Annotated in this window: 11 protein-coding genes; 7 read left to right on the top strand and 4 right to left on the bottom strand. The window is 64.6% G+C overall.

All coding sequences use genetic code 11. From position 1 onward, the window contains the following. Positions 1–6: 6 nt before the first annotated feature. The 3 genes from J2Y55_RS06080 to lptF are packed head-to-tail and all read right to left on the bottom strand — an operon-like array spanning position 7 to position 4,880. The gene (locus tag J2Y55_RS06080; protein ID WP_310149218.1) at positions 7–2,544 is read right to left on the bottom strand and encodes an LPS-assembly protein LptD; all 2,538 of its coding nucleotides are present in this window, start codon (positions 2,542–2,544) and stop codon (positions 7–9) included. 57 nt (positions 2,545–2,601) lie between these two features. Beyond that, positions 2,602–3,690, bottom strand: coding sequence for an LPS export ABC transporter permease LptG (lptG, locus tag J2Y55_RS06075; RefSeq protein ID WP_092165801.1), 1,089 nt, complete (start codon positions 3,688–3,690; stop codon positions 2,602–2,604). Beyond that, on the bottom strand, positions 3,690–4,880 hold the full coding sequence (gene lptF / locus J2Y55_RS06070) for an LPS export ABC transporter permease LptF (RefSeq protein ID WP_310149213.1): 1,191 nt from the start codon (positions 4,878–4,880) through the stop codon (positions 3,690–3,692). Before lptF ends, lptG begins: the two co-directional genes overlap by 1 nt. A gap of 159 nt (positions 4,881–5,039) precedes the next feature. Between lptF and J2Y55_RS06065 the strand changes: the two genes are divergently transcribed. From J2Y55_RS06065 to J2Y55_RS06050, 4 genes are read left to right on the top strand one after another with little or no spacing between them, the layout of a single operon-like run. After that, positions 5,040–6,533, top strand: coding sequence for a leucyl aminopeptidase (locus J2Y55_RS06065; RefSeq protein WP_310149210.1), 1,494 nt, complete (start codon positions 5,040–5,042; stop codon positions 6,531–6,533). A 48-nt stretch (positions 6,534–6,581) separates the two neighbouring features. Then, complete coding sequence (locus tag J2Y55_RS06060) at positions 6,582–7,034, top strand: DNA polymerase III subunit chi (protein ID WP_310149208.1); 453 nt, start codon at positions 6,582–6,584, stop codon at positions 7,032–7,034. Beyond that, the gene (locus J2Y55_RS06055) at positions 7,031–7,441 is read left to right on the top strand and encodes a hypothetical protein (RefSeq protein ID WP_310149204.1); all 411 of its coding nucleotides are present in this window, start codon (positions 7,031–7,033) and stop codon (positions 7,439–7,441) included. The genes J2Y55_RS06060 and J2Y55_RS06055 overlap by 4 nt, the downstream gene beginning before the upstream one ends. 41 nt (positions 7,442–7,482) lie before the next feature. Further along, positions 7,483–7,971, top strand: a complete 489-nt coding sequence (locus tag J2Y55_RS06050) for a nuclear transport factor 2 family protein (protein ID WP_310149201.1) — start codon at positions 7,483–7,485, stop codon at positions 7,969–7,971. Between the two features lie 83 nt (positions 7,972–8,054). Here the strand turns inward: J2Y55_RS06050 and J2Y55_RS06045 are convergent, their stop codons facing one another. Continuing rightward, on the bottom strand, positions 8,055–9,935 hold the full coding sequence (locus J2Y55_RS06045; RefSeq protein ID WP_310149199.1) for an ABC-F family ATP-binding cassette domain-containing protein: 1,881 nt from the start codon (positions 9,933–9,935) through the stop codon (positions 8,055–8,057). Between the two features lie 164 nt (positions 9,936–10,099). On the opposite strand from J2Y55_RS06045, the gene J2Y55_RS06040 reads away from it, so the two are divergent. The 3 genes from J2Y55_RS06040 (at position 10,100) to coaD (ending at position 13,007) form a co-directional block, all read left to right on the top strand. Next, complete coding sequence (locus J2Y55_RS06040; protein WP_310149197.1) at positions 10,100–10,237, top strand: hypothetical protein; 138 nt, start codon at positions 10,100–10,102, stop codon at positions 10,235–10,237. Between the two features lie 117 nt (positions 10,238–10,354). Further along, positions 10,355–12,457 (top strand): methyl-accepting chemotaxis protein, encoded by a 2,103-nt coding sequence (locus J2Y55_RS06035; protein ID WP_310149194.1) that lies wholly within the window; start codon positions 10,355–10,357, stop codon positions 12,455–12,457. Between the two features lie 49 nt (positions 12,458–12,506). Then, entirely contained in the window at positions 12,507–13,007 is a 501-nt protein-coding gene (gene coaD, locus J2Y55_RS06030; RefSeq protein ID WP_310149191.1) for a pantetheine-phosphate adenylyltransferase, read from the top strand. Positions 13,008–13,028: the final 21 nt, after the last annotated feature.

The raw sequence follows: 13,028 nt of genomic DNA, 5'->3' as shown, positions 1-13,028 counted from the left end.
TCGGCGTCACTGGCTGACGCCGTCGCCGGTCGAAGAGCCACCGAGATTCTGGGAATAGGTGATCTGTCCGAGCGTCTTGAGCTCGAGCTTGAACATGATCGTGCGGGTATCTTTCGCCGTGCCGGAGACCTGCTTGTCAGCGTAGTTCTGCGTGTAGCTGACGTCGAAAATGGTGCACTCGTCGGTGTAGTTCACGCCGAACGAGGTCGAGGCCGTCTGGAACGGAGTCGTGTTCGGGTACGTGGCGATGGTCGCGGTTCCCGCAGCATAGCTGGCGCGCCAAACTTCGCGGTCATACTTGTACTTGTCGAGGTCGAACAGCACGCCGGCCCGCACGCGCCAGTTCTGCGCGACCAGGACCGAGCCGTTGAGCGACAGACCCTCACGCCGGCGCGGGATGCCGAGATCGGGCTGCGGCTCATAGCGGCCATAGCCGATCGACGCCGAGAAGATGCTGTTGGTATAGGTTGCCCCCGCGTCGATGCGCTGCGCCTCGAAGGTGCTCTCGTTCAGGCGAGCCGCGCCCGTCAGGACGAAATTCTTGAAGGGCGAGATCTGGGCGCGCGCGACATAATCGGAGCGGTTTGTGTCGAGGCCGGAATCAAGCCCGGTATTGACCAGGTCCCCGCGAGCGAAGGAGTTGCGTCCGGCGATGCTGTAGGATTGTCCGAACAAAGCGTTGGCATAGCCGTCGGTGCCAAAGCGCCCGGTATAGCGGGCGCCGACATTGGCGCGCGTGCCGCCTTCGAGCCGGTCATATCCCGAGAATTTGCTGTTCCATTCGAACAGGTTGGTGTCGTCGAAGACCAGGCTCTGCGAATCCTCGTTCGCGACGCGCAGGCTGCTCGTCTCGTTCGGGCGCGCGATGATCTGCGCGACAGGCTCGATGATATGCGTTCCCCAACTCGTCTTGGCGACGAACGGATAGCGATACATCAGGCCGATCGCCGGCATCGCCCGGCCGAACATCTCGTCTGAGGTGTCGGCGATCGTCTTGGCATAGGCATTGCCGTAGCCGGTGGTCGACGGATTGATCGAGAACACATCGGCCCGCAGCGAGGCGTAAGGCGTCCAGACCTGGCCGATCGAATCGATGAAGTTGCGCCGCCATGAGACTTCGGCTGTGGCGCGCGCGGTATTGCCGGCGAGGCCGCGCACCAGGCAGGTGCTCTTCTGATAGACCGCGCAGCCATCATAGAGCGAATAGGATGGCGTCGTGACCAGATAGGCGCTCTGGTTCGGGATTTGCTGGTAGGCCGTCGCGTCGCGGTGCAGGGCGGTGACATTGGCGTTGAAGGTCAATTCGCCGCCGAGGAAGGACGGCTTGTTGATGCGCTTGTCATAGTCGATGACCGGCAGCACCACGGGCTGCTGCTTCTGCCAATCGGTCGAGGTCAGCGGCTGGAAATAATAGCCGCGCATGTCGAACCAGGCCGTCTCGCTCTGCCCGTTGAGATAGACCGTCGAGATCGACTCCTGCAGATAGGTCGTCGAGCTGATGCTCTCATTGAGGATGCGGTAGTTCTTGTAGAACCAGCGATCCGTCGACATCGCCACGTTCCAGCCGAATGACCAGCGCGGGTTCAGGTAGAACTTGCCGTTCGATTCGATCGATCCGCGGAATTCCTTGTCGCCGGCGCCCAGCGGCGTCGCCAGGAACGCGGACTGGTCCTGCTGGAAAATACCCGTGGCGCGGATCTTGTAGGAGCCGTTGACGAGACGCTGGCGCCATTCCACCTGGCCGAGCAGGCCCTGGCGCGTCAGATAGGTCGGCGTGATGGTCAGGTCGTAATCGGGCGCCAAATTCAGGAAATATGGCAGGCCGACGCCATAGCCGAGCGCTCCCGTATTCAGAAACTTCGGCGAGAGGAAGCCGGATTTCCGCTTCACCGTCGAATCCGGACCTGACATGTAAGGCACATAGGCCATCGGCACGCCGAGGAATTCGAGGCGGGCATCCTCGTAATAGATCGTCTGCTCGGACTTCTTATGGATGATCCGCGCGGCGCGCACCTGCCAGAGCGGGGGTCTTTCCGGATTGTCCTTGCAGGGCTCGCAGGCGGTGTAGATGCCCTTGTCGAAGATGAAGGTCTCGCCGTCGGTACGCTCGCCGCGCGGCGCGGTGAAACGCGTCTTGTCGGGGTTCACGACGCGTAGCGAATCGATGAAGCCGTCGCGGAAATCGTCGGTCAGGTTGAAATGGTCGCCGTTGATGACCGTGCCGTTGGTCTCGGTGATCCGGGCGTTGCCAGTGGCGATGACGCGCTTGCTGGCGCGGTCATAGACAACCTTGTCGGCCTCGATCGTCCGCCCCTGATAGAGAATCTGGACGTCGCCCACGGCGGAAACGGTGTTGTTGTCCTTGTCGTAGACCAATTCGCGAGCGTCGACGACCATCCGCTCCTGCGGTTTGGCCCCAGCTTGCGGTTTGGCCCCGGCGGGATTCTGGGCAGCAACAGGCGCCTGCGCGACGGCGATGCCGCCGGCCGTCAGCATATAGGCCAAGCTCGAGGCGAGGGCGGTCGCCGTAGCAAAGCGCGCCATGCGTCTCACGCCCACATTCATACGCTCAATCCTAAATTAACCATAGGCACAGTACTCTTACCCGTCTTCCTGATGAAGGAGGGCCAAGGCTCCCAGCATCGTCCCGACGGCCGCAGGCAGCCACGCGGCGACGATCGGATTGACGATTCCCGACGATCCGAGTTCCTCCGACAGCTGCGTCGCAACATACAGCACGAAGCCGGCCGCCACGCCACCTATCACCAGTCTAGTTACTCCACCAAACCGGAAAAATCTTAAGGAAACGGACGCAGCGACCAAAACCATGGCGACGAGCAGCAGCGGCCGTGCCTTAAGTGACTGATAGCGCAGTTCATAGCGTGTCGTATCAAGCCCGGCACGCTGCGTTCTTTCGATCACCGTGGGCATCGCCCAGAAGCCAACGGCGTCGGGCGGTGTGAAGCTTTGCCGCATCTGTTCCGGCTCCAGCGTGGTCGCGAGCAGGTAGGTCTTGTAGTTTTGCGGCTCTTCCATGGCGGAGATCACACGCGCGTCGGTGAGTTCCCAGTGCCCTCGATAGAGCACGGCGCGTTTCGCGTCGATCCGCTCGACGAAGCCGCCATTGGCATCGAAATTGAAGATCGCGACGTCGGACAGGCCGTCGCCGTCCGGTAGTGCGCCGGCGGCGCGGATGATCGCCTGGCCATCGACGCTGCGTTGCCGCATCCAGATGTCCTGGCCGCTGGCCGTCTGGCCGGTGCGGGCGAATAGCCGCAGTTCGAGCGCGGTGGCCTTGCGCTTCAGCTCGGCCGCCACGGGGTTGTAGATCAGGATCGAGACAAGCCCGATGACCACGGCCACCAGGGCCGCGGGTTGCAGGAATTGCCAGGCCGAGACGCCGACGGAGCGTGCGACGACGAGTTCGAGCTTCCGGCTCAGCGTCAAAAGCGCGAACATGCCGCCAAACAGCGCCGCGAACGGGAAGATCTGTTCGGCGACCGCCGGCGCGCGGTAGAGCGCGAGCTGGATGATCAGCGGCGTCGTGGCGATGGGCGAATCGCCCGCGCGCCGCATCAGCTCGACGAAGTCGAGCGTTCCGATCAGGAAGAAAAACGTGCTGAAGACGCCGAGGATGGCGCGTGCGAACCGCTTTGTCAGATAGCGGCCAAAGGTCGAGATCAGAAGCATCAGGCGCGCCGAAGCCTTGCTGCGAGCAGGTTGAACGGCGCAAACAAGGGCGCCGTGAGGCGTCCCAGGAAAGGACGCAGCCTTTGGCCGAAGACGATTAGCGAGACCGAGATGATGATGGCGGCCAGCGGCAGGATATAGAGCAGCCAGACCGCGAAGCTTGATCTGACGCTTGCCGTCCAGGCGGCGTAAGCGCCGATGCGCGTCGCGCTGACGATGAGGATGGCGGATTGGAGCGCGACCGCGCGGCCCTGACGTGTGGTGCGCGCCTCGCCGATCGCCGCAAAGGCGATCAGCATGAAAGCGATCGGGTAGAGCGGCGCCGACAGCCTGTTGTGCAATTCGGCGCGGAAACGCCCCTCCTGGAGTTTGTAATAGCTCTCATTGGGGTCCTGGTTCAGCAGCGCCCAGGTCGAGCGTTCGCGCGGCTTGTAGGTGACCTTGTCGCCATCGCCTTCGCCGGACCCTCCCGTCGGATCGCCCGACAGTGCCGATAGGTTGAGCGCGTAGCGCTGGAACGAGATGATCGAGGTCGTGTCCTGGCGATTCTCGCGCTGGATCGTGCCCTTTTCCAGCATCAGGAAGCTGTTGCCGTCGACATCGACGGTGCGTCCGCGCTCGGCGATATAGATCGAAGGCTGCTTCGGATCGCGCCTGTCCTGCATGAAGATGCCGACCAGCGCGTCGCCAGACTTCTCGCGGTAATGGAAGGTCACGCCCGAGTCGAGGGAGACGAACTGGCCCTCCTTGACCACGTTCGCGACGAAATCCGCGCGGATCAGCGTGATCAGGTCGCGCAGCATGCGAAATCCCGCGGGCATCACCGACAGCGTCATCCAGCAGACGATCAACGAGGTCGCGATCGTCAGGACGATGAAGGGGCGCGTCAGGCGATGGGGCGCGACGCCGGCTGCGTTCATCACGATCAGCTCGGAATCACTGTTCAGCCGGTTCAGTGTGTAGAGCGTCGCCATGAACAGCGCGACCGGCGCGATGCCTGCGACCAAAGCCGGTAGCGAAAGCAGCGTGACGGTGAAGAAGATCAGGACCGTCTGGCCCTTGCCGGTGATCAGATCGACCTCGCGCAGGGCCTGCGTGACCCAGATCACGCTCGTCAGCCCGACAAGCAGGACGATGGCCGCGACCGTCGCGATCTTCAGGATGTAGCGGTCGAGGCGCTTAAGGAACAAGCTTCTGATTCCGATGCGAGGCTGGGAGGCGAGGCTCCCTTGGACGGTTCGACGAACTCACCCTATGGTATAGGCGCAATCAAGGCGCAAACGGGAATCGTTTGTGTTCGTCTCGTTTCGCCCTTCCCGATGCCCCAATCCCTAAATCGTGAGCCCGTCATGTCGCAGCGCCTGAAGCTCGAGGTCAAAGCCCTGAACGCAATCTCCGGCCAGGATCTCGTGATTCTCGTATCGGATGCGCTGACGCCGCCGAAGACGGCCGAGGAATGGCTCGGCGAAGGCGTCCGTAGCCTGCTCGCGCGCGCTGCCGTGGCCGAGCGCTTCAAAGGCAAGGCGCTGTCGGGGCTGACACTGCTGGCTCCCGACGGCGCCGGCTATGAGCGCTTGATTGCCATCGGCGTTGGCCCGGAAGCGGAGCGCGGCAAGCTCGATTTCGCCAAGCTTGGCGGCGCCATTGCCGGGCGCCTTGGTCATGGCCGCAGCGCCGATGTGATTCTGGCCCTGCCGGACGGTGAGCCGACGGCCGACCAGACCGCCGACATTGCGCTTGGGATGCGGCTGCGCGCTTACGCCTTCGATCGCTATAAGACCAAGACGAAGGAGAAGGACGAAGCCGAGCCGCTTACGGTGACGCTGCGGGTGTCTGACCCTGCGGCGCTCAAGAAAGCCTTGAAGGCGCGTGAGGCGATTGCGGGGGGCGTCGAATTGGCGCGCGATCTCGTCAACGAGCCGCCCAATGTTCTCTACCCCGAAGAGTTCGCCGATCGCGCCGCCAAGCTCGAGAAGCTCGGTGTCGAAGTCGAGATTCTCGACGAGAAGCAGTTGAAGAAGATCGGCATGCGTGCGCTCCTGGCCGTCGGCCAGGGCTCGCGCCGCGAAAGTCGCGTCGTCGTGATGCGCTGGAACGGCGCGAAGTCCGGCGTCCAGCCTGTCGCCTTCATCGGCAAAGGCGTGACCTTCGACACCGGCGGCATCTCGCTCAAACCCGGTGCCGGCATGGAGGACATGAAGGGCGACATGGCCGGCGCGGCCTGCGTCACCGGGCTGATGCATGCGCTCGCCGCACGCAAGGCCAAGGTCAACGCCATCGGCGTGATCGGCCTCGTCGAGAACATGCCTGACGGCAATGCCCAGCGCCCCGGCGACATCGTCACATCGCTCTCGGGGCAGACGATCGAGATCATCAACACCGACGCGGAAGGCCGCCTCGTGCTGGCCGATGTGCTCTGGTACACGCAAGATCAGTTCAAGCCGAAATTCATGATCAATCTCGCGACGCTGACCGGGGCGATCCTGGTTGCCCTGGCGCAGGAGCACGCCGGCCTGTTCTCCAACAACGACGAGCTGTCGGAGCGGCTGAGTTCCGCCGGCAAGGCGACAGGCGAGGCGGTCTGGCGCATGCCGCTGGGGCCGGCCTACGACAAGATGATCGATTCGAAATTCGCCGACATGAAGAACTCGGCCGGCCGCTATGGCGGCTCGATCACCGCCGCTCAGTTCCTGCAGCGCCATGTCAACGACACCCCCTGGGTGCATCTCGACATTGCCGGCACGGGCATGAGTTCGCCCAATACCGAGACCAACCGCTCCTGGGGCTCGGGCTGGGGCGTGCGCCTGCTCGACCATCTGGTGGCGGAGCATTACGAAAGCTGATTCGGTTTCGGAGACTGCTCCCACAGCATTTTGGCAAGAAAGGCTTTCATGCCGGAAATCCTGTTCTTCCATCTGCAGTCGCGCCCGCTCGAACAGGTCCTGCCGACGATTCTCGATCGGGCGGTTTCGCGCGGGCAGAAGGTCGTGGTCGAATTGTCCAGCCCGGAGCGATTGAGCGCGCTCGACGATCATCTCTGGACCTATTCCGACGAGAGCTTCCTGGCTCATGTCACGGCGGCCGAGGCCGACGCGGCGACGAATCCCGTCGTGCTGACGACGAAGGCGCATAACCCCAACGCGGCGCAGGTCCGCATCTGTGCGGAGGGTGTCCGCATTCCCGACGCATTGCAGGATTACGAGCGCGTCGTGTTGATTTTCGATGGTGACGATCCCGACGCGCTGACAGCGGCGCGCGAGGATTGGAAGTCGGTTCGGGCTTCGGGTGCCAGCGCCAGCTACTGGCAGCAGGACGAGGCCGGCCGCTGGGAGAAAAAAGCGTGAAATTGCCTGTCCTGCTCGTTTGCGCCGCCGTTTTGGGCGGGTGTTCCGTCGATATGGGCGGGTTCGCCTTCACCTCCGAGTCCAATGGCGGGCGCACCACCACGACGACGAGCAGCGCCACGGCCCGCGTCTCGACTCAGGAAGCGCAACTGACTGCGGATGGCGAATGCAGCGCCGATGTCTCGCTCGATCCCTCGACCCGCCCCTTGCCGCCGCAGATCGCGGAAGGCATCACCGAATGCGAGCTGGTCAAGCTGAAGGGCGCGCGCCCGACCGATGTGCTGATCGGCGACAGCGGCAAGGGCCAGCGCGAGGTGCAGGTGCTCTATTCCGAGCCCGGCGGCCGCGAGATCTACATGTTCACCGACAACCGGCTGAGCCGGATCGTGAAGCCGGGGCAGGGCTGACCTCTTCGGCACATTCCCGCATCGGGAGCAGGAACCAGGATATGCGGCGGTCATCGATCATTCGTTTCGCAGCTGTCGCCATGACGGGCCTTGCCCTGCTTTCGACCATGCCGCGGACCGCTTCGGCGCAGACAGTCTCGCAATTGTCGCAAGCCGAAGCCGCCAACAAGGCGCTCGTCCTCGACTTCTGGTCCAAGGTCTTCGATGCGCAGGACTGGACCAGGGCGAAGGACTATCTCGCCGACGACTACATCCAGCACAATCCCAACGTGGCGAGTGGATTGGCCGGATTCAACGCGTATTTCTCGAAGATCTGGCCGAACCCCAAATCCGCCACCGCGATCATCGCGACCGAATTCGTGGCCGTCGTGACGCAGGGCGATCTCGTCCAGCTCGTGATGCGTCGCAGCCGGGCAGAGCCCGGCAACGAGTTGAAGACCTATGACAGCTATTGGTTCGATCTGTTCCGGGTCAAGGACGGCAAGATCGTCGAGCACTGGGACCCGGCGCTGAAGCCCGTCAGGAATTGACGATACGGCAGCAGAAACGATTGTTCCTTGGTCGAGCGCATATCCTGCGGATCTTGTCGAAGGCGCCGTGACCGCTTCCCGGCTCAGGCGCTCTCCAGTTCCTCGCTCAGGCCCAACCACTCCTCTTCGGCTGCCGCCAGCGCCTCGGCGAGCTCGGCCCGCTGCCGCGACAGGATCAGCGCCTTGTCGGGATCGCGCGCGAAGGCCGCGCCATTGCCGAGCACGCCGTCGACCTTCTCGATCAATCCGGTCAGCTTGGCGATGCGCGCCTCGGCGAGATTGAGCTTTTGCCGCAGTGGGCCCTGCGCGACGCGCTTGACTGCAGCCTCCTTGCGCTCCTCGGCTTTGCCATTGCCTGACGGGGCTGCCTCGGCGGCGGATTTCTCGCGCTTGGCCGCCTTCGCGGTGCCGAGCACGAAGCTGCGATAGTCCTCCATGTCGCCGTCGAAATTCTTGACCGTGCCGTCGCCCACCAGCCAGAGCCGATCGGCGCAGGATTCGATCAGGAAGCGGTCGTGGCTGACGAGGATGACCGCGCCGGGATAGTCGTTGATCGCGTTGACCAGGGCGGTGCGGCTATCGATGTCGAGATGGTTCGTCGGCTCGTCGAGGATCAGGAGATGGGGGCCACCGAAGGCCGCGAGCCCGAGCATCAGCCGGGCCTTCTCGCCGCCGGAGAGGTTCTTCACCGGCGTCTCGGCCTTGCTCGCTGGGAAGCCGATCTGAGCCGCCTTGGAGCGGACCTTGGCCTCGGGCGCGTCTGGCATCAGATCGCGCAGATGCGCGACAGGCGTGTCCTCCAGCCGCAATTCGTCGAGCTGGTGCTGGGCGAAATAAGCCGTCTCCAGCTTCGATGATTTTCGCATCGTGCCCGAGAGCGGCGGCAGCCTGCCGCCGATCAGCTTGCAGAAGGTCGACTTGCCGTTGCCGTTCGAGCCGAGCAGCGCGATGCGGTCGTCGGGCAGCAGCGTCAGGTTGAGCCTCGACAGCACGGTGCGGTCGCCATAACCGGCGCTGGCGTTGTCCAGCACGATCATCGGCGGCGAGAGCGGCCGCTCGGGGCCGGGCAGGCTGAAGGGCTGGACGTCGCGATCCACGATCGTCGCGATCGATTCCATCTTCTCCAGCCGCTTGACGCGCGACTGCGCCTGGCGCGCCTTCGAAGCCTTGGCCTTAAAGCGGTCGACGAAGGCCTGGAGATGCTTGCGTTCGGCGTCCTGCTTCTCCTTGGCCTTGGAGAGCTGCATCTGCTTTTCGGCGCGCTGCCTGGCGAAGGAGGTGTAGCCGCCGCGATAGATCGTCAGCTTGCCCTGGTCGAGATGCAGGATGTGGTCGACGCAGGTGTCGAGCAATTCGCGGTCATGGCTGACGACGAGCACGGTGTGCGGGTAGCGCTCGAGATAATCGTAGAGCCAAAGCGTGCCTTCGAGGTCGAGATAGTTGGTCGGCTCGTCGAGGAGCAGCAGGTCGGGCTCCGAGAACAGCACAGCGGCGAGCGCGACGCGCATGCGCCAGCCGCCGGAGAAATCCGAGCAGGGGCGCTGCTGCGCCGCCTCGTCGAAGCCGAGGCCGTGCAGTACGGTCGCGGCGCGGGCCGGCGCGGAATGGGCGTTGATGTCGGCAAGCCGGGTTTCGATCTCGGCAATGCGATGCGGGTCTTTGGCGGTCTCGGATTCCTTGATCAGGGCCGCGCGCTCGGTGTCGGCAGCGAGCACGACCTCGATCAGCGTTTCCGGACCGCCGGGCGCTTCCTGCGCGACACCGCCGATGCGCCGACCCTTGGGCAGGCTGATGCTGCCGCCTTCCGGCGAAAGATCGCCGGTGATGATACGGAAGAGCGTGGTCTTGCCGGTACCGTTGCGGCCGACGAGGCCGACGCGCGAGCCATCGGGAAGCGAGGCGCTGGCGTGATCGAGCAGAAGCCGTTCACCGAGCCTGTAGGTAATGTCGTTGATCGTGAGCATGCGGCGGTTTAGGCGGGAATTCGCCCCTAAAGCAATCGTCAAACGCGCCGGGAGGCTGTTCGACGGACGCCGTCACGGTTTCGCCACGGTCTCGCCTTTCCGCGGCCCGGCCGGACCCTCACGCAAAGTAAGCCGCACACCATTCGATTCGCCCAGAGCATCCCATGCAGCTCAATCCCAGTTTTGCCGTCCGCCGCCATGTCTCGGTCGCATCTATCCTGATCGTCCTGACGTCGGTGATCGTCGGCAGCGCCGCCGCCGCTGCGACGTTGCTGCCGCTATCCTGGCTGCCATTGTCCTGAGGGCGAGGCCTTTCAGCGAAAGTTAACGCCGACCTGTCTATTCAGGCGAGACCATCATCGGTGTCGCTGCGAGGGCCAGGGCGCTTGTTCAGTCTGAGATTCAGGCTTCCTGCTGCCATGCTCGGCCTGGCGTGCCTAGCTGCGCTCGCCGTGGGCGGATCGGCCTATTTCGCCGTTCAGCAATGGACGCGCGAAGCCGTGCGCGAGCGCCTCGACATTCTCGCCGAAAGCCATGCCAAGGCGATCGAGCGGCGTTGGCTGCAGATCCGCTCCGAGCTCTCGGTGCAGGCGCGTAGCGCCTATACGGTCACGACGCTCGACGAGATCGGCAAATGGATGGAGCTGGGCGCTTATGACCGGAGCGCCATTCTGTCCTATTATCAAGGAGATGGTTCGCTATCTTCGTCCGAGCGCGTGGCGCGGACCGGCCAGGATCACAAACATGGCTATTCCTGGCGCCACGTCGCGATCCACGAGACCTATTCCGCGATCCTGAAGCAGTTCGGCTATGCCGACGTCTACCTCGTCTCCGCCAAGGGGCGCGTCGTCTACAGCGTGACCAAGGGGCCCGAATTCGGGCGCCTGATCAGCGAGCCCGACCTTGCCCGATCAGGCCTTGGCACAGTCTTCGAGGCCGCGAGCAAGCTGCCCATCGGCGAGCAGGCCGTCATCGATTTTGCGCCCTACGACCCGGTCGGTGGCGAATCGCGTGCCTTCCTGGCGCAGCGTTTCTCCGCCGCCGATGCGGGGGCTTCCGATCCGGCCGGTACGCTCATCTTCGCGATCAACACCTCGCTGATCGACGAGGTTCTGGCGGCGAGCGCCAGCGCGTCGCGCCATACCGAGGCTCATGTCATTGGCGCCGACGGCTTCATGCGCTCGAACCAGGCCGCGCGGCAGGCTGGCACGGCGCCCGTCGAGACGCTCGATCCGCGCCGGCTCGCCGCCTCGGGCGGTGCCATGCTCCAGATGACGAGCCGCGACGGCGCGCCGCTGGTCGTGACCGGGCGCAGCATGACGGTCGACGGCTGGCCCTGGCTGCTCTGGCTGACCGAGCCGGAGAGTTCGGCCTTCGCCGTCATCGACAAGCTCAAGGGAGCGATCGTGGTGGCCAGCCTCAGTGTGCTCGGCCCCGTGCTGCTGGTGGCGCTGCTGCTTGGCCTCTCCGTGGCGCAGCCGATCGCCGGGCTCGCCGAGGCGCTTGCGGGAGCCGCGGCCGGGCGCACCGATCTGCGCATCCCTGGCGCGCAGCGACGCGACGAGATCGGTGCGATCGCGGCGTCCGTCCAGAGCATCCGCGAAACCATGGTGCGGGACGAGCAGGCCCGCCTGCAGGAGCGCGAGGAGCGCGATGGCGACACACAGCGGCAGCGCGCGGCCTTGCTCAGCGATCTCGCATCCGATCTGGAGCGCTCCGTGCTGGGTGTCACGAGCGCGGTCTCCAACGCTGCTGAGGCTCTCAGCGTGACGGCGAGCGAATTGTCGGCGGGAGCGCGCGAGACGCAGGCTAATGCCGGTACGGTCCACGAGGCGGCTTCGCGGGCGATCTTCAGCATGAGCTCGATCGAGGAGGCGGCGCGCGATCTGCGCCTGGCGATTGATCGGCTTGATGGCGATGTTCAGTCCTCCGACCGCTCGGCGCGGTCGGCGCGGGATTACGCGGACGAGATGGGGGCGATCGTCGATTCGCTGGCAACAGGAGCCGCGCGCGTTTCCGACGTCACGGGCCTGATCTCGGGCATCGCCGCGCAGACCAATCTGCTTGCGCTCAACGCCACGATCGAGGCCGCCCGCGCCGGAGACGCCGGTCGCGGCTTCGCTGTCGTCGCCTCCGAGGTGAAGGGGCTGTCGGCTCAGACCGCGCGCGCCATCGAGGATATTTCGCGCCAGATCGCGACCATGAACCAGGCCACGGGCGAGACAGTCGATGCCATCGCCGGCATTCGCGGCATGATCGCCGATCTGAGCGACGCGGTCCGCCGTACCGCGGGAACGATGCGCCAGCAGCATGGCGTGACCCATGCCATCGTCTCCGATGTCAGCGCCGCGACCCATGAGTTCAGCCGAATCGGCGACGCCACCAGCCTGGTCTCGAACGCCTCGCAGCAGACCTCGGAGGCCGCGGCCGCCGTCCTGCGGGCGTCGAGCGAATTGAGCGGGCTTGCGGGTTCGCTGAAGGCGCGGATCGATCAGTTCATCATCCAGGTCCGCGCGGCGTGAGCGCGGCGAGCCGCTTGTCGGCGAGGCAGGCAAGGGCTAACCCTTCCTCATGAGCCGCACAGCCTTTTATCCCGGATCCTTCGACCCGATCACCAACGGCCATGCCGACGTCATCGCAGGCGCCTGCCGGCTCTGCGACCGGCTCGTCCTGGCCATTGGCGTGCATCCCGGCAAGGCCCCTATCTTTTCGGCCGATGAGCGCGCCGCGCTGCTGCGCGAGGTCGCGGGGCCGATCGCGGCGGCGGAGGGCGTTGCCATCGAGGTCGTGACCTTCGACTATCTCGCCGTCCAGGCCGCCCAGGCCGCCGGCGCGACCATCATGATCCGCGGCCTGCGCGACGCCACCGACTTCGACTACGAGATGCAGCTCGCCGGCATGAACCAGGCCATGGTGCCCGATCTGCAGACCGTGTTCCTCCCGGCTTCCGCCAATACGCGCTACATCACCTCGACGCTGGTCCGCCAGATCGCGTCGATGGGCGGAGATGTCTCGGCTTTCGTTCCGCCTCTGGTCAGCACTAGGCTCAAGGTCAAATTCCCGATGCGTTAATCCCGGTTCCGCGCCATTTTC

Source organism: Allobosea sp. BE125, assembly GCF_031456075.1.
Lineage (GTDB): Bacteria > Pseudomonadota > Alphaproteobacteria > Rhizobiales > Beijerinckiaceae > Allobosea.
The sequence above is the reverse complement of the archived record's forward strand: the minus strand, read 5'-3'. Positions and strand labels throughout refer to the sequence as shown.

What these genes read in the sequence shown, in the direction of transcription:
- J2Y55_RS06065 (WP_310149210.1), top strand. Translation starts at nt 5,040, where the DNA reads ATGTCGCAGCGCCTGAAGCTCGAGGTCAAAGCCCTGAACGCAATCTCC.
- J2Y55_RS06050 (WP_310149201.1), top strand. Translation starts at nt 7,483, where the DNA reads ATGCGGCGGTCATCGATCATTCGTTTCGCAGCTGTCGCCATGACGGGC.
- coaD (WP_310149191.1), top strand. Translation starts at nt 12,507, where the DNA reads ATGAGCCGCACAGCCTTTTATCCCGGATCCTTCGACCCGATCACCAAC.
- J2Y55_RS06080 (WP_310149218.1), bottom strand. Translation starts at nt 2,544, where the DNA reads ATGGCGCGCTTTGCTACGGCGACCGCCCTCGCCTCGAGCTTGGCCTAT.
- lptG (WP_092165801.1), bottom strand. Translation starts at nt 3,690, where the DNA reads ATGCTTCTGATCTCGACCTTTGGCCGCTATCTGACAAAGCGGTTCGCA.
- J2Y55_RS06060 (WP_310149208.1), top strand. Translation starts at nt 6,582, where the DNA reads ATGCCGGAAATCCTGTTCTTCCATCTGCAGTCGCGCCCGCTCGAACAG.
- J2Y55_RS06035 (WP_310149194.1), top strand. Translation starts at nt 10,355, where the DNA reads ATGCTCGGCCTGGCGTGCCTAGCTGCGCTCGCCGTGGGCGGATCGGCC.
- J2Y55_RS06045 (WP_310149199.1), bottom strand. Translation starts at nt 9,935, where the DNA reads ATGCTCACGATCAACGACATTACCTACAGGCTCGGTGAACGGCTTCTG.
- J2Y55_RS06040 (WP_310149197.1), top strand. Translation starts at nt 10,100, where the DNA reads ATGCAGCTCAATCCCAGTTTTGCCGTCCGCCGCCATGTCTCGGTCGCA.